26 protein-coding genes are annotated in these 21,950 nt (G+C 35.5%); 25 read left to right on the top strand and 1 reads right to left on the bottom strand.

Annotated features, from left to right (window positions below):
* The first annotated feature begins 4 nt into the window (after positions 1-4).
* The 13 genes from trmD (at position 5) to IAE52_RS04555 (ending at position 12,642) form a co-directional block, all read left to right on the top strand.
* Entirely contained in the window at positions 5-748 is a 744-nt protein-coding gene (gene trmD, locus IAE52_RS04495; RefSeq protein WP_003130706.1) for a tRNA (guanosine(37)-N1)-methyltransferase TrmD, read from the top strand.
* Between the two features lie 125 nt (positions 749-873).
* A complete protein-coding gene (locus IAE52_RS04500; RefSeq protein WP_015426726.1) occupies positions 874-1,266 on the top strand; it encodes a DUF1149 family protein in 393 nt (130 codons plus the stop codon).
* Positions 1,267-1,283: 17 nt separating this feature from the next.
* Complete coding sequence (locus IAE52_RS04505; protein WP_058219827.1) at positions 1,284-2,129, top strand: DegV family protein; 846 nt, start codon at positions 1,284-1,286, stop codon at positions 2,127-2,129.
* A 100-nt stretch (positions 2,130-2,229) separates the two neighbouring features.
* Positions 2,230-3,012, top strand: a complete 783-nt coding sequence (gene dapB / locus IAE52_RS04510; protein WP_003130702.1) for a 4-hydroxy-tetrahydrodipicolinate reductase — start codon at positions 2,230-2,232, stop codon at positions 3,010-3,012.
* 48 nt (positions 3,013-3,060) lie between these two features.
* Positions 3,061-3,597, top strand: a complete 537-nt coding sequence (locus IAE52_RS04515) for a GNAT family N-acetyltransferase (protein WP_058203042.1) — start codon at positions 3,061-3,063, stop codon at positions 3,595-3,597.
* Between the two features lie 218 nt (positions 3,598-3,815).
* On the top strand, positions 3,816-5,012 hold the full coding sequence (locus IAE52_RS04520; protein ID WP_025016691.1) for a CCA tRNA nucleotidyltransferase: 1,197 nt from the start codon (positions 3,816-3,818) through the stop codon (positions 5,010-5,012).
* A gap of 115 nt (positions 5,013-5,127) precedes the next feature.
* The gene (locus IAE52_RS04525; RefSeq protein ID WP_003130696.1) at positions 5,128-6,552 is read left to right on the top strand and encodes a C69 family dipeptidase; all 1,425 of its coding nucleotides are present in this window, start codon (positions 5,128-5,130) and stop codon (positions 6,550-6,552) included.
* A 114-nt stretch (positions 6,553-6,666) separates the two neighbouring features.
* Entirely contained in the window at positions 6,667-7,203 is a 537-nt protein-coding gene (locus IAE52_RS04530) for a hypothetical protein (protein WP_033901056.1), read from the top strand.
* Positions 7,204-7,305: 102 nt separating this feature from the next.
* Positions 7,306-8,382 carry an iron-containing alcohol dehydrogenase family protein gene (locus tag IAE52_RS04535; protein ID WP_200136720.1) on the top strand — a complete coding sequence of 359 codons (1,077 nt, stop codon included), beginning with the start codon at positions 7,306-7,308 and terminating at the stop codon, positions 8,380-8,382.
* A gap of 97 nt (positions 8,383-8,479) precedes the next feature.
* A complete protein-coding gene (locus IAE52_RS04540) occupies positions 8,480-9,454 on the top strand; it encodes a LysR family transcriptional regulator (protein WP_012898163.1) in 975 nt (324 codons plus the stop codon).
* 127 nt (positions 9,455-9,581) lie between these two features.
* A complete protein-coding gene (locus IAE52_RS04545) occupies positions 9,582-11,453 on the top strand; it encodes an ABC-F family ATP-binding cassette domain-containing protein (protein WP_085623279.1) in 1,872 nt (623 codons plus the stop codon).
* A 6-nt stretch (positions 11,454-11,459) separates the two neighbouring features.
* Complete coding sequence (locus IAE52_RS04550; protein WP_012898161.1) at positions 11,460-11,642, top strand: hypothetical protein; 183 nt, start codon at positions 11,460-11,462, stop codon at positions 11,640-11,642.
* A gap of 25 nt (positions 11,643-11,667) precedes the next feature.
* A complete protein-coding gene (locus tag IAE52_RS04555; RefSeq protein ID WP_109991085.1) occupies positions 11,668-12,642 on the top strand; it encodes a Gfo/Idh/MocA family protein in 975 nt (324 codons plus the stop codon).
* 9 nt (positions 12,643-12,651) lie between these two features.
* On the opposite strand, the gene msrA is transcribed toward IAE52_RS04555, so the two are convergent.
* On the bottom strand, positions 12,652-13,203 hold the full coding sequence (msrA, locus tag IAE52_RS04560; RefSeq protein WP_017864746.1) for a peptide-methionine (S)-S-oxide reductase MsrA: 552 nt from the start codon (positions 13,201-13,203) through the stop codon (positions 12,652-12,654).
* 140 nt (positions 13,204-13,343) lie between these two features.
* Between msrA and IAE52_RS04565 the strand changes: the two genes are divergently transcribed.
* The 12 genes from IAE52_RS04565 (at position 13,344) to IAE52_RS04620 (ending at position 21,901) form a co-directional block, all read left to right on the top strand.
* On the top strand, positions 13,344-14,279 hold the full coding sequence (locus IAE52_RS04565; protein ID WP_109991084.1) for a dihydroorotate oxidase: 936 nt from the start codon (positions 13,344-13,346) through the stop codon (positions 14,277-14,279).
* A gap of 116 nt (positions 14,280-14,395) precedes the next feature.
* Positions 14,396-15,103 carry a hypothetical protein gene (locus tag IAE52_RS04570; RefSeq protein ID WP_033901046.1) on the top strand — a complete coding sequence of 236 codons (708 nt, stop codon included), beginning with the start codon at positions 14,396-14,398 and terminating at the stop codon, positions 15,101-15,103.
* Between the two features lie 59 nt (positions 15,104-15,162).
* Positions 15,163-15,432, top strand: a complete 270-nt coding sequence (locus tag IAE52_RS04575; protein ID WP_033901043.1) for a bacteriocin immunity protein — start codon at positions 15,163-15,165, stop codon at positions 15,430-15,432.
* Positions 15,433-15,543: 111 nt separating this feature from the next.
* Positions 15,544-16,590: a zinc-dependent alcohol dehydrogenase family protein gene (locus IAE52_RS04580; RefSeq protein ID WP_109991083.1), complete on the top strand. Its 1,047-nt coding sequence runs from the start codon at positions 15,544-15,546 to the stop codon at positions 16,588-16,590.
* 125 nt (positions 16,591-16,715) lie between these two features.
* Positions 16,716-17,555 (top strand): thymidylate synthase, encoded by an 840-nt coding sequence (locus IAE52_RS04585; protein ID WP_003130015.1) that lies wholly within the window; start codon positions 16,716-16,718, stop codon positions 17,553-17,555.
* A gap of 106 nt (positions 17,556-17,661) precedes the next feature.
* The gene (locus tag IAE52_RS04590) at positions 17,662-18,108 is read left to right on the top strand and encodes a MarR family winged helix-turn-helix transcriptional regulator (protein WP_003130017.1); all 447 of its coding nucleotides are present in this window, start codon (positions 17,662-17,664) and stop codon (positions 18,106-18,108) included.
* Entirely contained in the window at positions 18,105-19,478 is a 1,374-nt protein-coding gene (locus IAE52_RS04595; protein WP_033901038.1) for an MFS transporter, read from the top strand. Before IAE52_RS04590 ends, IAE52_RS04595 begins: the two co-directional genes overlap by 4 nt.
* Before the next feature lie 223 nt (positions 19,479-19,701).
* Positions 19,702-20,454: an SDR family oxidoreductase gene (locus tag IAE52_RS04600; protein WP_015426707.1), complete on the top strand. Its 753-nt coding sequence runs from the start codon at positions 19,702-19,704 to the stop codon at positions 20,452-20,454.
* 14 nt (positions 20,455-20,468) lie between these two features.
* Entirely contained in the window at positions 20,469-20,837 is a 369-nt protein-coding gene (locus tag IAE52_RS04605; protein WP_029344082.1) for a DUF2255 family protein, read from the top strand.
* Between the two features lie 26 nt (positions 20,838-20,863).
* On the top strand, positions 20,864-21,178 hold the full coding sequence (locus IAE52_RS04610; protein ID WP_033901035.1) for a carboxymuconolactone decarboxylase family protein: 315 nt from the start codon (positions 20,864-20,866) through the stop codon (positions 21,176-21,178).
* A 12-nt stretch (positions 21,179-21,190) separates the two neighbouring features.
* The gene (locus tag IAE52_RS04615; protein ID WP_033901033.1) at positions 21,191-21,484 is read left to right on the top strand and encodes an antibiotic biosynthesis monooxygenase family protein; all 294 of its coding nucleotides are present in this window, start codon (positions 21,191-21,193) and stop codon (positions 21,482-21,484) included.
* A gap of 15 nt (positions 21,485-21,499) precedes the next feature.
* Positions 21,500-21,901 (top strand): cupin domain-containing protein, encoded by a 402-nt coding sequence (locus tag IAE52_RS04620; protein WP_010906023.1) that lies wholly within the window; start codon positions 21,500-21,502, stop codon positions 21,899-21,901.
* Positions 21,902-21,950 lie beyond the last annotated feature (49 nt).

Below are 21,950 nucleotides of genomic sequence, written 5' to 3' on the forward strand. Positions count from 1 at the left end.
AAATATGAGAATTGATATTTTAAGTATCTTTCCGGAAATGTTTGGCCCACTTAATCAGTCAATCGTAGGTAAAGCTCAAGATAAAGGTATTTTGGAGCTACATACACATGATTTTCGAGAAAATGCAACGAATAAACAACGTCATGTTGATGATATGCCTTATGGTGGTGGTCAAGGGATGTTATTAATGCCACAGCCAATCTTTGACACAATGGATAAAATACCTCAGAAGCCTGAAAAACCTGCGCGTGTTATTCTTTTAGACCCAGCTGGGAAGAAGTTTGACCAAAAAATGGCCGAAGAATTATCTCAAGAAGAGCAATTAATTTTTATTTGCGGACATTATGAAGGCTACGATGAACGCATTAAAACATTGGTGACCGATGAAATTTCATTGGGAGATTTTGTTTTAACTGGTGGAGAAGTTGCTGCAACGGTGATGGTTGATGCGGTTGTGCGTTTAATTCCAGGTGTTTTAGGAAAAGTGGCTAGCCATGAAGATGATTCTTTTTCTAGTGGACTTTTAGAATATCCGCAATATACTCGCCCAGAAGATTTTAGAGGGATGAAGGTTCCTGAAGTATTAATGAGTGGTCATCATGAAAATATTCGTAAATGGCGGTTAAAAGAATCTTTGAGAAAAACCTTAGAACGCCGTCCAGATTTATTGGATAAATATGAGCCTAATGAAGAAGAGTTAAAAATGCTACAATTATTGCGTGAAAATGTTCAAGATGTGGTAGAATGAAGTAGTGTTAAGATTTTAGTTGAATATTGGGGAATATCCTCTGAATTTGGATGATGAAATCTTTGTTCTTATTGTTCATATCTGGATATAACTAAATTTATAATAAAAAAATAGGGGATTTTAAAATGGCTTTAACGATCGAACGAGAACAAGAATTTGTTAACCAATTTCATTATGATGCTCGTAATTATGAATGGGAAAAAGAAAATGGAACACCTGAGACTAATCTAAATGTTCAATTTCAACTTGTTCCCAAAGAACAACTTGAAAAACTTGGTGAAGGTGACACTGGTATTCACGCTGTTTTGACTTACTTGATTGTACTAGATAATATTGTACTTTCTGGTTTTGTCAGTCAATTGAACTATGTACGTGGACAAATTATTAAGGAACAAGAAGAACTTGAACAAGAGGAATTAGCCCAACTTGCGGCGCCTTTGTTTGAACTTCTTAAACGCTTGGTCTATGAAACAACAGAGGTTGCCTTAGACCAGCCTGGAATAAACTTGGAATTTTAATTAATAGAATAGAATTTATGAAATTAGCTGTTATTACTGACTCTTCGGCAGATTTTGCTGAAAAATATAAAACTTACGAAAATCTTTTTGTCTTAGATATTCCAATTTCCATTGATGGAGTGGATTATGATTTGCAAAAAATTTCTCATGAAGAATGGTACGATCTTATGGCGGAGGCCCAAGAAGTACCTAAAACTTCGCAACCTAGAGTTGCTGAACTTGATAGACTTTTAAAAGACTTAGAAAAACAAGGGTATACTCATGTTTTAGGTCTGTTTTTGCCAGCAGCAATTTCTGGATTTTACCAAAATATTTTTTACTTACAAAGTGAATACGAGCAAATGAAAGTAGTATTTCCTGAAACTTTTATTACCTCAAGTCCGTTGGGCTATATGGTGGAAACAGTATTGGATTTGGCAGAAGCTGATGCCGAATTTGAAGAAATTATCGCAAAGTTTGAAGAACAAAGAGACGGTGACCGTGCTTATATGCTTGTCGATGATTTGCATTGGTTAGCAAAAGGTGGGCGTTTGTCTAATGGTGCGGCTGTGCTTGGGACTTTATTAAATATTAAGCCTGTGTTAACTTTTAGTACTGAAGGTAAGGTTGAAGTTTTTGAAAAAGTTCGGACTGTGAAAAAAACGATGAGCCGGATGAAGGAACTTTTGTTAAAAGATGCCAAAGATCCTTTGGCCTACAAAGTTTATGTTATTCATACTAGAGCTGAAGATCGGGCACAAGAGTTATATGATTATGCTTTATCTCAAGGTTTTGATGATGTGGAAATCGTCACTTTTGGGCCTGTCATCGCAACTCATTTGGGCTTGAATACAGTGGCTTACGGTATTTCACCAAAAAAATAAAGCACGTTTTTACGTGTTTTTATCTAAAAACAAATATTCTGAATAATAAAAATAATAGCTACTTCTATAAAATACTAATTTCTTTATAAATGAATGGGGGATGAAATTGAATAAAATTAAAGTGATTGTTGCTGGATTTCGTGGAAAAATGGGAGCTACTGCGGTACAAATGATTCTTAATGCTCAAAATTTTGAACTTGTGGCTTTATTAGGAAAGAAAGAAGAAGTCTCAGAAGCGTTTGGAGTTCCTGTTTTTAGTCGAAAAGAGGATTTGATTGGATTTGATGCTGACATTTGGCTAGATTTAACGGCTCCTGAAGCGGCTTATAAGAACACTCGTTTTGCTTTAGAAAATGGCTTTAGACCAGTGGTTGGAACGACTGGGTTTACCGATGATGAAGTGGCAGATTTAATTAAATTTTCTAGAGAAAAAGAATTGGGTGGTCTTATTGCACCAAATTTTGCCTTGGGTGCGGTTTTATTGATGCAATTTTCTAAGCAGGCTGTTAAATATTTCCCAGATGTGGAAATTATTGAATTGCACCATGACGGGAAAAAAGATGCTCCTTCTGGAACTGCTGTGAAGACAGCAGAATTGATGTCTGAGGAACGTTTGGCTCATCATCAAGGGGCAGTGGATGAAAAGGAAGCTTTAGCTGGTGCTCGTGGTGCCGATCTTGAAGGAATGAGAATCCATTCGGTTCGTTTACCTGGTTTGGTGGCTCATCAAGAGGTTATTTTTGGTTCAAAAGGTGAAGGGCTGACTTTACGTCATGATTCTTATGATCGTTCAAGTTTCATGACCGGTATTGCTTTGGGAATTCGTAAGGTAATGACGGTGTCTGAGTTAAAATATGGTTTGGAACATTTTTTGGATTTATAATATTTACTGACGAAATAGATTGTGACCGAATGATTAGTGAGGGATTTTATGAGTGAATTAGAGATTCGTAGATTAGAATTAAGTGATGCAGAAGCTTTTATGGTTTATATTGCCAATTGGGCAACAGATACAAGTCCTTTTAAAATCGATGCTGTTAAAGCTTATGCGGAGCTTTCTTTGGAAAAATTTTCGGACTATGTGGAAAAAACTCATAGAGAAGAAACTTTTGCTGAAAATCCCGATTGGTCAACAGCAACTAAATATTTTGCTTTTATTAATGGGCAAATCGTTGGTGAAATTTCTTGTCGTTGGCAAATCGAAAAAGGAATTTTGTTAGAATGGGGTGGTCATATTGGTTATGGTGTGGCTCCTGATTTTAGAGGACATCATTTTGCTGAAGAAATGGTCAGATTTGCTCTTCCTAAATACCGGAAACGTAAAATTTCTCAGGTCATGATTTCTGCTGACAAAGAAAATTTGGCAAGTCGAAAAAGTATTGAAGCAAATGCGGGTATTTTGGAAAATATTGTAGATATTGATGGTGATGAAATTTGTCGTTACTGGATTAATTTAGAAGAACAATAGGATAAAATTACTGATGGATTGCTTGGGTTAATCTGGCAGAGCGTCAGACAAATTCACAGGTGAATGATACAGGGTAAAGCTTAAGAACTAGCTTATGACAGAAATTGATGAGAGCTAAAAGTGCTGACAGGTCTGTATAAACTTTCTGTCAGTAAAATTTTAAGGTGTACAATGGGGCTATGCCCCGTTTTTGTTTAAAAAATGATAAAATAATAGATATGAAATTAGAAAAATTACCCGAGGAGTTTGTACAGGCCAAGCCGGTTTTAGAAAAAATAATCGAGCATGGGTTTGAAGCTTATTTTGTGGGAGGTTCTGTACGTGATATATTGCTTGGGCGAGAGATTCACGATGTGGATATTGCAACAAGTGCATATCCAGAGGAAATTAAAGATATTTTTCCTTATACCATTGATGTGGGAATCGAACATGGAACAGTACTTGTTTTAGCTGGAAAATCAGAAGCTGAACATTATGAAATTACTACTTTTCGGACAGAATCAAAATATACAGATTACAGACGGCCAGATCATGTGGATTTCGTCAGAGATTTACGAGAGGATTTAAAACGTCGTGACTTCACGGTCAATGCCTTTGCTTGTGATGTTAATGGGCAAATTATTGATTTGTTTGATGGACTGACGGATTTGAAGGAACGTAGACTAACAGCGGTTGGTAGCGCTTTGGAACGTTTTAATGAAGATGCTTTACGGATTATGCGGGCCATGCGATTCGCAGCAACTTTAGACTTTCAAATTGAAAATAAAACTTTCTTAGCCATGTGTGAGTCGGCTCACTTACTGGAAAAAATCTCAGTTGAACGAATTTTTATTGAATTTGATAAGCTGTTGTTAGGTCAGGATTGGCGAAATGGTTTGACCTTACTGCTTAAATCAGGGGCTTATAAATATTTACCAGATTTGCAAGATTCGGCCTTGAAAAAAGTACTGACAGACTTGTCAGTAGATTTCCATTTTCAGAATTCTGAGCAAGCATGGGCAGCGTTACTGACCAGATTTTCCAATGTTGATGTGAAAACATTTTTGCGAAAATGGAAAGTGTCCAATGAATTTGCAAAATTTGTAGCAGACCTTGTATCAGCTTATGAACTTGACTCTTGGGATTTGATGAGTCTTTATCATTTTGGTTTAGAAAAAGTGCTTTTGGTTGATGAATTGAAAGTGGCTTATGGTTTGAAGATTGATAGAGAACAAGCTGTCACTATTAATAACCAACTTCAAATTCATGATAAATCAGAGATTGTCATTGCTGGAAAAGATTTAATGGAAGAATTTTCGCTTGAACCTGGTCCAGAACTTGGTAAAATTTTAAAAATTATTGAAGAAAAAATTGTCAAAAATGAATTGAAAAATGAGCAGGCTGCTATTTTTGCAGAAGTTAAAAAAATGCTCTGATTAAATTTTACTGACAGAAATTTTGGCAAATAACCAATTGAAATTTAGTATTTATAATAAATACAATTTCTTGGTTTCTAAGTAAGGTATTTTATAGATTATAAAGGAGAAATAAATGAAAATTGAAAATCGCCGTAAAGGCTCATGTACAACAGTTCTTGTGGGAAGAAAAGCATCAATTGATGGTTCAACCATGATTGCTCGTAATGATGATGGACACGAAGCTTTGGATCCACAACGCTTTATTGTGATTCAACCTGAAGAACAACCTCGTCATTATAAAGCTGTTTTATCTGATTTAGAATTAGATTTACCTGAAAATCCATTACGTTATACTTCAACGCCAAATGCAGTTTTAAAAGAAGGGATTTGGCCAGCGGCTGGGATTAATAGTGCTAATGTTGCGATGTCTGCAACAGAAACAATTACTACTAATCCAAGAATCTTGGGTCTTGACCCTTATGTGGAAAATGGGATGGGTGAAGAAGACCTTGTAACACTTGTTTTGCCATACATTAAAAGTGCTCGCGAGGGGGTTGAGCGTTTGGGACAATTACTTAAGACTTATGGAACTTATGAGCCAAACGGGATTGCTTTTGCTGACAAAGAAGAAGTTTGGTGGTTAGAAACAATCGGTGGTCATCATTGGGCAGCAGTTCGTATTCCTGATGATTCTTATGTTGTAGCGCCAAATCGAATGAATATTGATGAATTCAAATTTGATAATGATGATTATATGTGTTCAAGTGATTTGAAACAATTAATTGACGCAAATCATTTAAATCCTGATTTTGAAGGCTATGAAAGTCATTATAATTTGCGTCATATCTTTGGTTCATCTTCAATCAAAGATTCTGTTTATAATAATCCACGTACTTGGTATGGTCAAAACTTCTTAGGAAATCCATCTGAAGATCCACAAAATCAAGAACTTCCATTCATTTGTGAAGCTAGTCGAAAAATTACTGTTGAAGATGTTAAATTTGTTTTATCAAGTCATTTTGAAAATACAAAATATGATCCTTACGGCAGCACAAATAGTCCAGAAGAAAGAAAACTTTTCCGTCCAATTGGAATAAATCGTAATCATAGTGTTCATATTTTGCAAGTTAGAAATAATGTTCCTGATGAATTAGCAGGAGTTCAATGGCTTGCTTTTGGAGCAAACACTTTCAATCATGTTGTACCATTCTACACTGCAATTAATGATACGCCAGCTTCTTATCGTGATGCTAAGGGAGAATATGATCCAACAAATATGTACTGGTTGAGCGCAACAACAGCTGTTCTTGGTGATTCTAATTATGATTTATTTGTTGATTTACGAAATACTTTTGAATTAAATACCATGGCAAAATTCCATGAAATTCAAAATGAGACAGATAAGAATTTTGAAACAGCTGAAGATAAAATTGCTTATTTGACTCAAGCAAATGAAAAATTAGCAGAGGCGGCGTTTAAAGCACAAACGGAACTTTTGGGACGTATGGTCGTTCTTGGTTCAGCTAATATGAAATTGCGTTTTGATTTTAATGACTAATTTATTTAAAAAAAAATTGTAAAAAAGTAGTTGAAAAGCTACTTTTTTTAGTTTTCTTTAAAGTACAAAATGGTATAATACTAAATAAGTCTCAAAAATAGAAAAGGGAAAGAAATGAATTCTAGAAAAAGTAAAAAAGTGAGAAAAGGCCGAGGAGGTAAAATTTTTGCGATTTTATTATCCATTGTTATATTTTTTGCTTTAATTATTTTTGGAGTAGTCATGATTGGTCGGCAAGTCATTTCAAGTCAAACGGATAATATTGCTGCTAAATTTTTACCAAGCTCAGGAAGCTCAGAAGGCTCAGCTAGTGTGACTGATGCAGTGAGTCAAATGGGATCGGCAACACCATCAGCTATTGCCACAAAATTAAATGAAAATGCAGATGTAATTAAGAGTCAATCGCAAGGAATGATAAGTTCAGCAAAAGCAACGAGCACTGGCTCTAAAGTGACTTACACCTTGGAATCCTCTAAACTCAATAAAGCAACCGTTGGCGCCCTTTTATTAGCAAGTGGTGACCAAGTTGAAGAAGTAGCGGATAAGGTGTTAGATTCAATGAAAAAAGCTGGGGTTGCTCAACCTAAATTGCAAGTTGATTTGACTGATGATAAGGGGAATGTCATCAAAACGTTGAATTATAGTGCTTAAAATTGGATTTTACAAAAAAACAACATTTATTCAGTTAAATGTTGTTTTTTTGAATCTTAAGTGATAGAATATTCTAATAATTACTTAATTAGGAGGAAAATTATGAATATCTCAGAAGAAGTACGTCCCGGAGCCAATAGATATGTGAGTGGTCAAGGAATTTTGCAAGATTTAGAAAGCTATCTTGCGTCTTTTAATAAACTTGCGATAATTACTGGGGAAAAATCTTTTCAGGTTTTTCAAGATTTTTATCCTAAAGACTTAAGTTATCCTGTTTTTCATTATGATGGCTCGGCCTCTATCGAAAATGGGAAAAAACTGGCCAAAGAAATTGTTCAATCCGATGGCCTTCTTGCAATTGGCGGAGGGCGTTTGATTGATACTTGTAAAGTTGTAGCCCAGGAGCTAAACTGTGAGTTAATTATTATTCCGACCTTGGTTTCTAATTGTGCTCCTTACACACCGGTTGCAGCTCTTTATCACCCTGACCATACTTTTGATAAAGTGGGTTATTTAAATAAAGTGAGCTATTTAACTTTAGTTGATTATGATTTTTTATTGGCAACACCTCATGATTATTTTGTTGCTGGAATCGGAGATACACTCGCCAAATGGTATGAAATGGAAGGAATCGTTCGTCAGGTTTCACAGGAAGAACTTTCAGCCTCAGTTCGTTTGGGATTTGCGAGTGCAAAGGAAATTTTTAAAATATTATTTGCTGATTCTAAAGCAGCACTTAATGATTTGGCTGAACAGAAAGTGACGCCAGCTTTTGGGCGAATTGTTGATACAATCATTGAACTTTCAGGAACAGTTGGAGGTTTTGCTGGGACTTATGGACGGATGTCAGGGGCTCATGCGCTTCATAATGGCCTATCACTTTGCTCAGAGACACATCCTATTTTACATGGCTCAAAAGTCGCTTATGGAGTCTTGGTACAATTGGCTTATACGGGAGATACTTCAGAAATTGAAAAACTCTTGCCATTTTATAAGGAAAATCATTTACCTGCTTCTCTAGCAGAAATTAATTTGCCATTTGATTTGGAAAAATTGCAAGCAGTAGCAAAATTTGCAGCCAGTCCTGTAGAATCTTATCGTTTGATTGATTCAAAAGTTACTGACGAAAAAATCATAAGTGCCATCAAAGCCTTAGAAGCTCTTGTCAGCAAAAAATAAGGTTTGACATTCTATCATTGAATCTAAAAGTTACTGACAGAAATTTTGAAAAATAGAATCAAAGTTTCAAGGTCAAAAATGAAATAAGGAAAAAGGAATGACGATAAGTTTACAACAACTCAAATATTTTATTGAAGTAGCAAGAGTGGGTTCAATTAATCAAGCTGCTGAAATTCTTTTTATTACACAACCTTCATTGTCGAAGGCGATTAAAGACATTGAAGCGGAAGTTGATTTGTCGCTTTTTCAACGGTCAAGTAAAGGAATTTCGCTGACAGCAGATGGTGCAGAGTTTTTGGGATATGCACGACAAGTTGTAGAACAATCTGATTTATTGGAAACACGGTGGTTGGACCGAAAGCCCTCTCGAAAACTTTGTGCGATTTCGACCCAGCATTATGCTTTTGCGGTGAATGCCTTTGTCAATATGGTCAAAAAAACAGAAAGTCAGGGGATTGGAGAATACGAATATACTCTGCGAGAAGCTAGAACTTATGAAATTATTGAAGATGTAAAGTCACTGCGCAGTGAGTTAGGAATTCTTTATAAAAATTCATACAATGCAAATGTTATGGATAAGATTTTAAAAGAAAATCGATTAACTTTTCATCCGCTTTTCTTGGCGGAGCCGCATATCTTTGTCAGTTCAACAAATCCTTTAGCTCATAAAAAATTTGTAACATTAGAAGATTTAGAAGAATTTCCCCGCCTCTCCTATGAACAAGGAGAACACAATTCTTTCTATTTTTCAGAAGAAATTTTATCTACGGTTTATGCTAAAAAAGACATTAAAGTAGGAGACCGAGCCACCATTTTCAATTTGATGATTGGATTAAATGGATATACAATTTCAACTGGAATTGTCAGTCAAGACTTGAATGGTGACAATATTGTAGCCATTCCCTTAGCAGTGGAAGATAATATTGAGATTGGTTGGATTTCACTAAGTGAACTTCAATTGACCAATCAGGCTGAACTTTATTTAAAAGAATTGGAAAAAATTGTACATCCTTTTGACGTTCGTGAAGGTAAAAAAAATACTGACAGCTCATCAAATGAAATCTGTCAGTAAAAAAATACTGACAGAAATAAGTAGTTTACTATCCAGCTTTTTTATCAGTAAAAAATTAAAGCCGTCATTACTGACAGGCTTTTTTGTGGTATAATCAAAGGTAATATAAGAGAAATTAGGACGAAAAATGGCAGACTTCATCGCACAAAATTTAAGTAAATCAGTTGGAGAAAAAACGGTTTTCAACAAAATCAATTTTATCATTCATGATCTTGACCGAATTGGTCTTTTGGGAGTTAATGGTACGGGTAAAACAACGCTCCTAAATGTTATTTCAGGACTTTCAGGATTTGATGGAGACCGTACGCCTTTTGATCATCCACAAAATTATAAAATTACATACCTTACTCAGGAACCTGATTTTAATCCAAAAGCTACAATTTTAGACACCGTCTTAGATGATTCGCTTCCGCAAATGCGAGCAATTAAAAATTACGAAGCAGCCCTTTTAGATTATGAAAATTTAGCTAAGTTAGAACGTGCCCAATCAGAAATGGATGCTCTGAATGCTTGGCAAGTAGAAGCAGATGTCAAAACAATTTTGACAAAACTTCAACTTCCTGACCCCGCCACTCTAATCGAAAGCCTTTCAGGTGGACAAAAAAGACGGGTTCAATTGGCTCAAGCTTTAGTCAATGATTCCGATTTATTATTACTTGATGAACCAACCAACCACCTCGATGTTGAAACCATCGCTTGGTTGCAAAATTATCTAAAAAATTCTCGAAGAACCGTTCTTTTTGTCACGCACGACCGCTATTTCTTAGATAATGTTGCAACACGAATTTTTGAACTTGAAGATGCAGGTCTTAAAGAATACCAAGGAAATTATCAAGATTATCTTGCAAAAAAAGCTGAAGATGAAGAAAGAGAAGCCGCAGCAAGTCATAAGGCAAAACAACTTTATCAATCTGAATTAACTTGGATTCGTAAATCACCTCAAGCGCGTGCTACAAAACAACAAGCACGGATTGACCGCTTTGAAGACCTTAAAGATTCTATGAAAACTAGTAAAAATCTAGGAGATTTAGAACTCAACATTGCGAGCAGTCGCTTAGGGAAAAAAGTAATTAATTTTAAAAATGCCGCTTTTTCTTATCCTGACCGACCAATTTTTAAAGATTTTGAATTAATCGTTCAAGGGCATTCGCGCTTGGGGATTGTTGGTGATAATGGCGTCGGAAAATCGACCTTACTCAATATCATTGATGGTGAGCTAGCATTAACTGACGGGATTTTGGAAATTGGTGAAACAGTCAAAATTGGTTATTTCAGTCAAGAAATTCGTGGACTTGATGAAAATAAACGCATGATTAACTTTCTTGAAGAAGTTGCATCTGCTGCGCATAACAGCAGCGGTGAAAATATTTCAATTGTTAATTTATTAGAGCAGTTTCTCTTCCCAAGAAGTAGTCATGGAACACTGATTTCTAAACTTTCAGGTGGTGAGAAAAAACGACTCTATTTACTTAAAATTTTATTATTACAACCCAATGTGCTTTTGCTTGATGAACCAACCAATGACTTGGATATTGCAACCTTAACCGTACTTGAAAATTTCCTAGGCTCTTTTCCGGGTGCTGTTTTGACAGTTTCTCATGACCGCTATTTCCAAGATAAAGTGAGCAACGAATTACTTGCATTTGAAGATGGGCAAATTAATCATTATTTTGGTGCTTACAGTGACTATTTAGCCGTCAAAACGGAAGAAAAATCTGCTGACAAAGCTGTCAGTAAAATCGAAAGTCCAATAAGTACTGACAAAACCGAAAATACTGACAAAACGAAACTGACCTATATGGAAAAGAAAGAATGGGAAACCATTGAAAGTCAAATTGCTGAAATCGAAGAGCGAATTTCTGAGATTGACACAGAAATGAATGAAAATGGTTCAAATACAGAACTCCTACTGGATTTACAAAAAGAACTAGACAACAAAACAAAAGAACTTGAAGAAAAATATGAACGTTGGGAATATCTATCAGAAAGGGCTGACTAAAACATTATGACAACGCAAGAACTTATTGAAACCTTACAAAAATTTCCGGCAGAAGCAACTGTAAAAATCATTCAAAACGATATCAGTGGTGACCGATTTTTTGATGTTAATACAGTAGAAAATTTGGCCAGAGTCCGTGTTACCACTGCAGGAGTTGAAACCGTAGATACCGTGATTATTGGTATTTAAACCCAGAGACGAAAGAGGAAGTCAAATGTTAAAAATCGGAATTATGGGTGCCGCTAAAATTGTTCCAAGATTTGTAGCAGGTGTAAAAGAGAGTGGTCAAGCTGAAGTTACTGGGATTGCCGCCAGAAATAAGGAAAAAGCACAAAAAGCCGCTTTGGAATTAGAAATTCCACAAGTTTATGATGATTATGCTAGCTTAGTAAATGCAGCAGAAATTGATTTAATCTATATTCCACTCATCAATAAACAACATTATCCTCAAGCAAAAATGGCTTTAGAAGCAGGAAAAAATGTACTTCTAGAAAAACCATTTACCTTGACTCTTGAAGAAAGTCAGGAATTATTCAAGATAGCAAATGAAAAAAATCTTTTTTTGATGGAAGCTCAAAAATCTGTTTTCCTACCTGTGATGGCCCAAATCAAAAAATGGCTTGATGCCAATGAAATTGGTAAAATATCTCGTCTTGCAATAAATGATTTCAGACCCCATACCAACCGGGAGAGCTGGGCCTTAGATTTAAAAGAAGGCGGTGGCGCTTTTATCATGCATGCCAGCTATCCACTCTCTGTCTTACAATTCTTATTTGGAACAGGTTTTGATGCAGCAAAAGGAATTTATTGGTCTTCTGAAGAAAATAAAGCAGATTTAGATTACGAAATTCTCTTAAAAAAAGCAGAAATTATGATTAATATTTCACTTAGCACGCGCTTAGATAAACCAAATACATTTATCATTTATGGTGAAAAAGGAGAAATTTCTGTTCCAAATTATTGGAAATCAAACCAAGCCAGTCTCATTAAAAATGATGGAACGGTTGAAGAATTTTCTCATTCAATGCCAAGTGAATTCAGCTATGAGATTGATGAAATTGCTGAACTGATCAATAAGGGCAAGAAAAAAAGTGAAAAACTTTCCCCAGAAATGACAATGACGACAGTCAAAATTGTGGAAGACCTATACCAAGAATGGTTTGGTAAAGAGTGGCCAAATATAAAATAAAAACACTAGTTATCTAGTGTTTTTTCTTAAAAATTTAAATTTCCCTTTAAAACGTTGTAAGGCTAAATAACGTTCACGTGCTTTGTGCATCGCTTGGTAACGTTTAGGATCTTTTTTATAGTATTGTTGATGATATTCTTCAGCTGGCCAAAAAGTTTTTGCCTCTTCAATCGGAACAACAATTGGTTTATCCCAAATTCCAGATTTCTCTAAGGCAATTTTACTTTTTTGAGCAGCAATTTTTTGTTCTTCACTTTCAACAAAAATCACTGGACGATAATTTGCACCTCGGTCATAAATTTGTCCGTCAGCATCAGTGGGGTCAATCAATGACCAATAAATATCTAATAGTTCATCATAAGAAATCAATTCATTATCAAATAAAATTTCAACTGCTTCCGTATGGCCAGAAGCTTTTGAGAGGACTTGGTCATAAGTAGGGTATTCGATATGTCCACCAGTATAACCACTAGTTACAGCCAAAATACCTGGACGTTCTTCAAAAGGTTCAACCATACACCAAAAACAACCACCAGCAAAAATAGCTCGTTCTGTACTCATTTTACACCTCCATTTGCTCTAATTTAATTATATCATGTGAAAAAAATGCCACCTCATCATTTGACTCGAACTTTAAAAATTTTGAATTTGTCTTTTTTGTGATAGAATAGTTAAAAATAGAAAAGGGGAACGATTTTTTAATGCTAAAAACAACTTTTGCAAATGCGGAATTCGCTAATCCATTCATGAACGCTTCAGGAGTCCATTGTATGACAACTGAGGATTTAGAAGAATTAAAAGCCTCTCAAGCAGGGGCCTATATCACCAAAAGTTCCACATTAGAAAAAAGAGAAGGTAATCCACTCCCACGTTATGTTGACTTAGAATTAGGCTCAATTAATTCTATGGGCCTGCCTAACCTAGGGTTTGATTACTACTTAGATTATGTTTTAAAAAATCAAAAAGAAAAGGCTCAAGAAGCGACAATCTTCTTTTCCATTGCTGGGATGAGCGCAGCCGAAAATATCGCTATGCTTAAGAAAATTCAAGAAAGTAATTTTTCAGGAATTACAGAATTGAACCTTTCTTGTCCAAATGTCCCTGGGAAACCACAGCTTGCTTATGATTTTGAAGCCACTGAAAAACTCCTAAAAGAAGTTTTTGCCTTCTTCACAAAGCCTTTAGGTGTAAAACTTCCTCCTTATTTTGACCTCGTTCATTTTGATATCATGGCAGAAATCCTCAATCAATTTCCATTGACTTATGTTAACTCAGTCAATAGTATTGGGAATGGACTTTTTATTGATTCAGAAGCAGAAAGCGTAGTTATTAAGCCTAAAGACGGTTTTGGTGGAATTGGTGGAGCATACATCAAACCAACAGCGCTTGCAAATGTTCGTGCTTTCTATACTCGTCTCAAACCTGAAATTCAAATCATTGGAACAGGTGGTATTGAAACAGGACAAGATGCCTTTGAACACCTCTTATGTGGAGCTACAATGCTTCAAATTGGTACAGCTTTACACAAAGAAGGCCCTACAATTTTTGATAGAATCATTAAAGAATTAGAAGAAATTATGGATAAAAAAGGCTATCAATCAATTGCTGATTTCCATGGAAAATTAAAATCATTATAAAAAATTATCATAAAAAGCTGAATTTAAACAGCTTTTTTCTTATCTTATAAATGAAATTTAAAAATTACTAAAAGAGATGATATAATGTAAAAGATTAAACAAACAAGGAGAAATATATGGAAATTTTTATGACTTTTATCGTTTATTCTTTTATTGGTTGGATATGGGAGACCTTTTATTGCTCACTTAAAGACCGGCATTTTGTTTTTAGAGGTTTTTTATTAGGCCCTTATTGCCCTGTTTATGGTTTTGGCGTCTCTGCCGTCTTACTTTTAGTTCCAGATACCGGAAATTTATTCAGTCTTTATCTTAATACGATTGTGATTGTGACAGTCGTTGAATTCATTGGAAGTTGGATTTTAGAGAAATTCTTTAATATGAAGTTATGGGACTACTCAACCCTCCCTTTCAATATTGAAGGAAGAGTAGCTGTTCCCGTTTCATTATTTTGGGGTGTAGGTTGTATTATCTTAATTAAATTAGTTAATCCACCTGTTCAAAATTGGATTCATGATTTTAATGAATTAACCCACAGTTGGGGTGTGATTTTGATATTAATTATCTTTCTGGCTGACCTTGTTTCAACATTTATTTTTACGATTTCAACCAAAAAAGAAGTCTTGGCTATGATTGATGATTCTGACAAAGAAAATGCAGCAATCAAAGAATTTCGTCTTAAACATCTCTTTGCAAACCATGAAACAGCAGCAAATCGGATAAAAGTATTAGAATTACTTAAAAATAAACCTCTAAAATTAAAACATTATAATTTGCGCAGAATTCTCAAAAACTATCCAAATATGAATTTGACCAAAAAACGATAATTTAAAAATCGTAAGCGTTTTTAGTAGCCTTAGAAATAAATTCGTGGCATAATGAGGTCATGAATAAAACATTTGAAAAAGAAGAAATTTTAAATGAACTCTATAATCTTATATTAGACCGAAATATTCGTGACTGGGAACGCCAGTGTTTAATTCATACGAAAGTTCAATTAGAAAATCAAGGTCAACTTGCAGATGAGTTAGCAAAATTAGAAGTGACCTTAAGACCACTGGCATTACGCTATAATCTTACACCAAAGGTCGCTGAATTTTATCAAAAAATTTCCAACAGCAAACTCTTTGGTCGAGGAGTTGGTGGCATTATATAAGCCCTTAGTTCTCCTTATGCTTTAAAAGCATAAGGAGTTTTTAAAAAAGTATTTTAAAAAAAGTAAAATTCATTTTATAATGAATTCAATAAAAGAAAAGGAAGTACAAAAATGAAATCAGCTTATTTTGTCGAAAAAAATAAAATGGAAGTTAGAGAATTTTCCAAAGCGCAACTTGTAAAAGAAACAGATGCTATCATTAAAATTGTTCGTGCCTGCGTATGTGGTTCCGATTTATGGTGGTTCCGTGGGATTTCTGAACGTCAACCTGGACCGGTAGGGCATGAAGCTATTGGTCTGATTGAAGAAGTAGGCACCGGAGTTAAAAACTTTAAAGTAGGAGATTTTGTCATTGTTCCCTTTACGCACGGTTGTGGACACTGTCCAATTTGTTTGGCTGGCTTTGAAGCCAATTGTCCAAATGCAAAAGACGGTGTGAATGGCGGCTATCAAGGAGAATTCTATCGGGCGATTAATGCTGATGGTGCACTTGTCAAAATCCCGGGCCAACCAAGTGATTATTCTGATGACCAGTTGGCTTCATTGACGGCTTTAGCTGATGTCATGCCTACAGGTTTTCATGCAGCTAAAGCAGCAGATGTCCATGAAGGTGATACAGTGGTTGTCTTTGGTGATGGAGCGGTTGGACTTTGTGCAGTGATTTCAGCTAAACTTTTAGGAGCAAAACGGATTATTGCCATGAGTCGCCATGAAGACCGTGCAGCACTTGCGCGTGATTTTGGTGCAACAGATATTATTGCTGAACGTGGTGAAGAAGCGATTCAAAAAATTATGTCCTTAACCAATGGTTATGGTGCAGATGCTGCCTTAGAATGTGTCGGAACAAAACAAGCAATTGAATCTGCTTTTCAAGCGGTAAGAGCAGGAGGGCGAGTAGGTCGTGTGGGAGTTCCTCATGATGTTGATTACAATGAATGGATTGATTCTCTTTTTTGGAAAAATATTCAACTTGGAGGTGGAGTAGCCTCTGTCGCACGCTGGGATAAGGAAATCTTACTTGAAGCAGTTTTAAGTGGGGAGATTAATCCAGGCCGTGTCTTTACAGCAGAATTTAGCTTAGATGAAATTCAAAAAGCATATGAAGCAATGGATCAACGTACAGCAATTAAATCTCTATTGAGAATTTCAGAAGGATAAATAAGAAAAATAAAAGGTCTACCAAAGCTGGTAGACTTTTTATAGAAATACGATAAACAGCTAATTTCTTTCCAAGATTTGTTATGTTATAATATAATGAATATATCTAGAAAAAGGGAAGATTCATGACTTACGCAGACAAGATTTTTAAACAAAATATCCAAAATATCCTTGATAACGGTGTTTTTTCAGAAAATGCACGTCCCAAGTATAAGGATGGTCAAACCGCAAATAGTAAGTATGTAACAGGCTCTTTCGTTACTTATGATTTGCAAAAAGGTGAGTTTCCAATTACCACTTTGCGTCCAATTCCAATTAAATCGGCAATTAAAGAATTGATGTGGATTTATCAAGATCAAACAAGTGAACTTGCTATTCTTGAAGAAAAATATGGAGTCAAATACTGGGGCGAATGGGGAATTGGCGACGGTACGATTGGACAACGCTATGGGGCAACAGTCAAAAAATATAATATTATTGGAAAATTATTGGATGGTTTAGCAAAAAATCCTTGGAATCGCCGTAATATCATTAATCTTTGGCAATATGAAGATTTTGAGGAAACTGAAGGACTTTTGCCTTGTGCTTTCCAAACAATGTTTGATGTTCGCCGTGAACAAGATGGTCAGATTTACTTGGATGCGACTCTTATTCAACGTTCAAATGATATGCTTGTTGCGCATCATATCAATGCCATGCAATATGTTGCTTTACAAATGATGATTGCAAAACATTTTTCTTGGAAAGTTGGAAAATTTTTCTATTTCGTAAATAATTTGCATATTTATGATAATCAGTTTGAACAGGCAAATGAGTTAGTTAAGCGAACAGCTTCTGACAAGGAGCCCCGTTTGGTGCTTAATGTTCCTGACGGAACAAACTTTTTCGATATTAAACCAGAAGATTTTGAGCTTGTGGACTATGAACCGGTAAAACCTCAATTAAAATTTGATTTGGCAATTTAGATTAACCAAAAAGTTACTGACAGAACTCTGTCAGTAACTTTTTTATTGATAAAAATTTAAATATTGTTCGTTGACGAACAAAAAAGATTGTGTTATAATAATTCGTATGCGAACTAAAAAAGAAGCAATTGGACGACTTTTAAAAGTTGCCAGCAATCAAATGTCACGAGAGTTTGATAATTTTGCAGCTCAGCTTGATTTGACGGGTCAGCAAATGTCAATATTAGATTTTCTTGGAAACCAGAGTGAAGAAGACTCAGGAAAAGAAATCAGTCAGACGATGATTGAATTAGAATTTAATATCCGACGTTCTACAACAACGGAAATTTTGCAACGTATGGAAAAACGGCAGTTGATTAAGAGAAAAGCGAGCCCAACAGATGCTCGTCAAAAATCAGTTGAATTAACTGAAGAAGGTAAACAATATCTACCTGAAATTAGAACATATATCCAAGGTCATAATCAAAAAGCTTTGGCGGGTTTGTCAGCAGAGGAGATTGCTGCAGTTGAAAAATTTCTTAATAATTTTAGCATGCAGAAAGGAAAAGAATGAACACAGAATTAGAAACAAATACAGCCAATCATAAAATTAGCGCGAAAACGCGCTTTTCAATTGTCGCCGTGGCCCTTGTGGCTTTTATGGGGATATTAGCAGAAACAAGTTTGAATGTCACGTTTCCAACGCTTGAAAAGACCTTCGGACTTCCACTGAGTACGGTTCAGTGGGTAACGACCGCTTATTTATTAGTTGTTGCGATTGTTATGCCAACGAGTTCATATATTAGTCAACGCTTTCAAAATAGGACTTTATTTTTTTCAGGATTAATCTTTTTTACCCTTGGAGATTTACTGAGTTTAATTTCTCCGAATTTTACTATTTTAATGGCGGGACGCTTAATTCAAGGAATCGGGACTGGTATTGCCATTCCATTGATGTTTAATCTTGTCTTAACTAAAATTCCGCGTGAGAGAGTAGGACTTTGGATGGGATTTGCTGGGATGATTTTGAGTATTGCCCCAGCACTTGGACCAACTTATGGTGGGCTTTTAACAGGGACTTTAGGTTGGCGAATGATTTTTGCAATTATTTTGATTATCCCAATCTGTCTCTTTCCTTTAGGAGCTTGGGCTATTGAGAAAAGTGAAAAAAAACGTCCAGGCAAATTTGATTTTATTGCTTTTATATTTTTGTCATTAGCAATGACCAGCGCTCTTTTAGCTTTAGATTCACTTTCAAGTGCTCATTTTTCATGGATCTGGTTAGTGGTCTTTATCTTGGGGTTGATTGCTTTTATTTGGCGTTCAAAAACAAGTACATTGAATTTTATTGATATCAATGTTTTTAAGAGCCCAACTTTTACTTTGTCTGTCCTAGTTTATTGTATTTTACAATTTGTCAATTTGGGAATTAACTTTATCATTCCTAATTTCTTACAAGTTTCGTTAGGAGCTACAAGTACATTAGCAGGTTTTGCTTTATTGCCTGGTTCATTAATTGGTTCAGCAGCACAAGGTCCAATTGGTGCGCTCTATGACCGCAAAGGGGCCAAGGGGATTTTATATAGTGGAAATACTGTATTCTTTATCGCTCTTGTTTTATTAACGATTTTTACTAAGAACCTGACTTTACTGGGTGTGACGGGACTTTATGTTGTATTCACAATCGGTCGTTCTTCAAGTTTTGCAACAACCATGACCAATAGTTTAGCTCAACTTCCTCATGATAAAGCTGCCTCTGGTAATGCTTGGTTTACTACAACTTCTCAATTTGCAGCGTCAGCAGGAACGGCTACAGCTAGTCTTATTGCAACAAAATCAAGTAATTTAACAACAGGAACTCAACATGTATTTATGTTTTTCCTTTGTCTTGCTTTGCTTAATTTTGTCTTCTATACTTTGATTTTGAACAAGAAGATAAAATAAATCTGATTAAAAAAGTTTCGTAATGATACGAAGCTTTTTTTATAATTTAATATAGTATGCTTAAAAAGCATAATTATTGATATAAAAAGCATTTCACGGCAGGTAAAAAATATTTTATAATAAAATCATCGAAAAGATAAAGCAATGTGAAGCTTTTGAGTTGACTTGAAGTGAACTTCAAGGAATATAATGAAAACAGAAGTTAAAAATGAATGGAGAAAAAATGTCAAACAATATTGAAAACAAAGTCGTCTTAATCACAGGAGCCTCAAGCGGTATTGGCCAAGCAACTGCTGAATTACTTGCTAAAAAAGGAGCCAAAATTGTACTAGCAGCAAGGCGTGAAAATCGTTTGCAGGAGCTGGCTGATAAAATTAAAAAGGCTGGTGGACAAGCAATCTATCAAGTGACAGATGTAACTAATCCAGAAGATAGTAAAAAGTTGGTACAATATGCGAAAGAAAATTTTGGCAAAATTGATGCTATTTTCTTGAATGCAGGAATCATGCCAAGTTCCCCTTTATCAGCTCTTCATGTTGAAGAATGGGAAAATATGGTTGATATTAATTTAAAAGGTGTACTTAATGGGCTCGCTGCTGTACTGCCTGAATTTACAGCTCAAAAATCAGGACATGTTATCACAACGAGTTCAGTTGCTGGCCTAAAAGCATATCCCAATGGTGGTGTTTATGGGGCAACAAAATGGGCGGTTCGTGAATTAATGGAGGTACTCCGAATGGAATCTGCTCAAGAAGGAACTCATATTCGGACAGCTACTATTTATCCGGCTGCTATAAATACTGAGTTACTGAATACAATCACTGACAAAGAAGCAGCAGAAGGAATGACAGCTCTTTATGAACAATATGGGATTAGTCCAGAGGCAATTGCTCGCATTGTTGCTTTTGCTCTTGAACAACCTGAAGACGTTAACGTCAGCGAGTTTACTGTTGGACCTACAACACAACCTTGGTAAGAAAAGGAGAAAAAATGAAAATTGATGTCAAAAAGTTTTCTAAGATACAAGATATTTATATTAGCCCAGACCCGCAAGAACATCGTCCTGCTTGGATTTGGTTTGCTTATATTGATGATGATTTAGCGGTAGCAGCAGGTCGCGGAACGGCATCAAGTTGGTGGAATTCGGCAATGATTTCACGTAAGGGTCAAATTCACATTGACGGGAAAGTCTATCAAGTGGAATTTGAACCTGTAACAGATAAAGAAAATATTGATAAATTTATTGATTCTTATCGACAACGTTCAGGTTATAGCTGGGATCCTGCTTGGGAGAAAAATTTTAGACCGACAGTGATGCGCCTAAAATTTTTGAATGAACTTGGAAAAAGCACAAGATAAAATAATTAAAAAATTTGGAGGTTAAAATGGAAAAACAAACCGCAGGACATGAACAACTTGGAGAATTTGCCCCAAAATTTGCTGAATTAAATGACAATACTCTTTTTGGAGAAGTCTGGAGTCGTGAAAAAGAACTTTCAGCACATGAACGTAGTGTCATTACGATTACTGCTTTGATTGCTGGTGGAAATTTTGAACAATTAAATTTTCATATGGCAAAAGGAAAAGAAAACGGAATAAGTCAGGAAGAAATTTCAGAAATAATTACTCATCTGAGTTTTTATGTGGGGTGGCCAAAGGCTTGGTCGGCTTTTAATATTGCAAAAAAAATTTGGGAATAAGAGGGGAAAGCTATGACAATTACGGTAAACATTTTGTACCAAGGTGAGGGGGAGAAGGCCCATCTCTTTGCTGACGAAATGGTCAGTTCTGGTCTTGTCTATAAAATACGTCAACAAAGTGGAAATTTACGTTATGAATATTTTGTTCCTTTGGATAATCAACAAGCAATTCTATTGATTGATGAATGGGAAAACCAAGAAGCAATTGACATTCATCATAAAAGTCCGATGATGGCAAAAATTGCTGAATTGAGAGAAAAATATCAACTGCGCCTAAAGGTAACGCGTTATCAACAGATTGATTAGAAAAGAGAGAACGAAATGAATAAAAAAGAATTAGAGAATGCACTTATTTTTCCTCAAGGTGAAAAAAATCCTTATGGCGCTTATTTTACTGGCCAATCTTATTTAGAAGGAATGATTGCGGATAAGGACTTGCCCTTTGGTGTGGGAAATGTGACTTTTGAGCCGGGCTGTCGTAATCATTGGCATATTCATAAAGATGGTTATCAAGTTTTATTGGTTACAGCCGGTGAGGGATGGTATCAAGAAGAGGGTAAGGAGGCCCAACTTTTACATGCGGGCGATACAATTGTTACTCATGCAGGAGTTAAACATTGGCATGGAGCGACAAAAGATAGCTGGTTCAGTCATGTGGCCATTACCGCAGGAGAAGCAGTTTGGTTAGAAGAAGTTTCTGATGAACAATATGAAAACTTATAAAATAAAAGAGTATTTCCGAACATTCAGCAAAACCGAACAATAAATTGAA

The sequence above is a fragment of the Lactococcus sp. S47 genome, from assembly GCF_016517475.1.
GTDB classification, from domain to species: Bacteria; Bacillota; Bacilli; order Lactobacillales; family Streptococcaceae; genus Lactococcus; species Lactococcus lactis.

Coding starts and splice junctions, on each gene's coding strand:
- trmD (WP_003130706.1), top strand. CDS start 5: ATGAGAATTGATATTTTAAGTATCTTTCCGGAAATGTTTGGCCCACTT.
- IAE52_RS04500 (WP_015426726.1), top strand. CDS start 874: ATGGCTTTAACGATCGAACGAGAACAAGAATTTGTTAACCAATTTCAT.
- IAE52_RS04505 (WP_058219827.1), top strand. CDS start 1,284: ATGAAATTAGCTGTTATTACTGACTCTTCGGCAGATTTTGCTGAAAAA.
- dapB (WP_003130702.1), top strand. CDS start 2,230: ATGAAATTGAATAAAATTAAAGTGATTGTTGCTGGATTTCGTGGAAAA.
- IAE52_RS04515 (WP_058203042.1), top strand. CDS start 3,061: ATGAGTGAATTAGAGATTCGTAGATTAGAATTAAGTGATGCAGAAGCT.
- IAE52_RS04520 (WP_025016691.1), top strand. CDS start 3,816: ATGAAATTAGAAAAATTACCCGAGGAGTTTGTACAGGCCAAGCCGGTT.
- IAE52_RS04525 (WP_003130696.1), top strand. CDS start 5,128: ATGAAAATTGAAAATCGCCGTAAAGGCTCATGTACAACAGTTCTTGTG.
- IAE52_RS04530 (WP_033901056.1), top strand. CDS start 6,667: ATGAATTCTAGAAAAAGTAAAAAAGTGAGAAAAGGCCGAGGAGGTAAA.
- IAE52_RS04535 (WP_200136720.1), top strand. CDS start 7,306: ATGAATATCTCAGAAGAAGTACGTCCCGGAGCCAATAGATATGTGAGT.
- IAE52_RS04540 (WP_012898163.1), top strand. CDS start 8,480: ATGACGATAAGTTTACAACAACTCAAATATTTTATTGAAGTAGCAAGA.
- IAE52_RS04545 (WP_085623279.1), top strand. CDS start 9,582: ATGGCAGACTTCATCGCACAAAATTTAAGTAAATCAGTTGGAGAAAAA.
- IAE52_RS04550 (WP_012898161.1), top strand. CDS start 11,460: ATGACAACGCAAGAACTTATTGAAACCTTACAAAAATTTCCGGCAGAA.
- IAE52_RS04555 (WP_109991085.1), top strand. CDS start 11,668: ATGTTAAAAATCGGAATTATGGGTGCCGCTAAAATTGTTCCAAGATTT.
- msrA (WP_017864746.1), bottom strand. CDS start 13,203: ATGAGTACAGAACGAGCTATTTTTGCTGGTGGTTGTTTTTGGTGTATG.
- IAE52_RS04565 (WP_109991084.1), top strand. CDS start 13,344: ATGCTAAAAACAACTTTTGCAAATGCGGAATTCGCTAATCCATTCATG.
- IAE52_RS04570 (WP_033901046.1), top strand. CDS start 14,396: ATGGAAATTTTTATGACTTTTATCGTTTATTCTTTTATTGGTTGGATA.
- IAE52_RS04575 (WP_033901043.1), top strand. CDS start 15,163: ATGAATAAAACATTTGAAAAAGAAGAAATTTTAAATGAACTCTATAAT.
- IAE52_RS04580 (WP_109991083.1), top strand. CDS start 15,544: ATGAAATCAGCTTATTTTGTCGAAAAAAATAAAATGGAAGTTAGAGAA.
- IAE52_RS04585 (WP_003130015.1), top strand. CDS start 16,716: ATGACTTACGCAGACAAGATTTTTAAACAAAATATCCAAAATATCCTT.
- IAE52_RS04590 (WP_003130017.1), top strand. CDS start 17,662: ATGCGAACTAAAAAAGAAGCAATTGGACGACTTTTAAAAGTTGCCAGC.
- IAE52_RS04595 (WP_033901038.1), top strand. CDS start 18,105: ATGAACACAGAATTAGAAACAAATACAGCCAATCATAAAATTAGCGCG.
- IAE52_RS04600 (WP_015426707.1), top strand. CDS start 19,702: ATGTCAAACAATATTGAAAACAAAGTCGTCTTAATCACAGGAGCCTCA.
- IAE52_RS04605 (WP_029344082.1), top strand. CDS start 20,469: ATGAAAATTGATGTCAAAAAGTTTTCTAAGATACAAGATATTTATATT.
- IAE52_RS04610 (WP_033901035.1), top strand. CDS start 20,864: ATGGAAAAACAAACCGCAGGACATGAACAACTTGGAGAATTTGCCCCA.
- IAE52_RS04615 (WP_033901033.1), top strand. CDS start 21,191: ATGACAATTACGGTAAACATTTTGTACCAAGGTGAGGGGGAGAAGGCC.
- IAE52_RS04620 (WP_010906023.1), top strand. CDS start 21,500: ATGAATAAAAAAGAATTAGAGAATGCACTTATTTTTCCTCAAGGTGAA.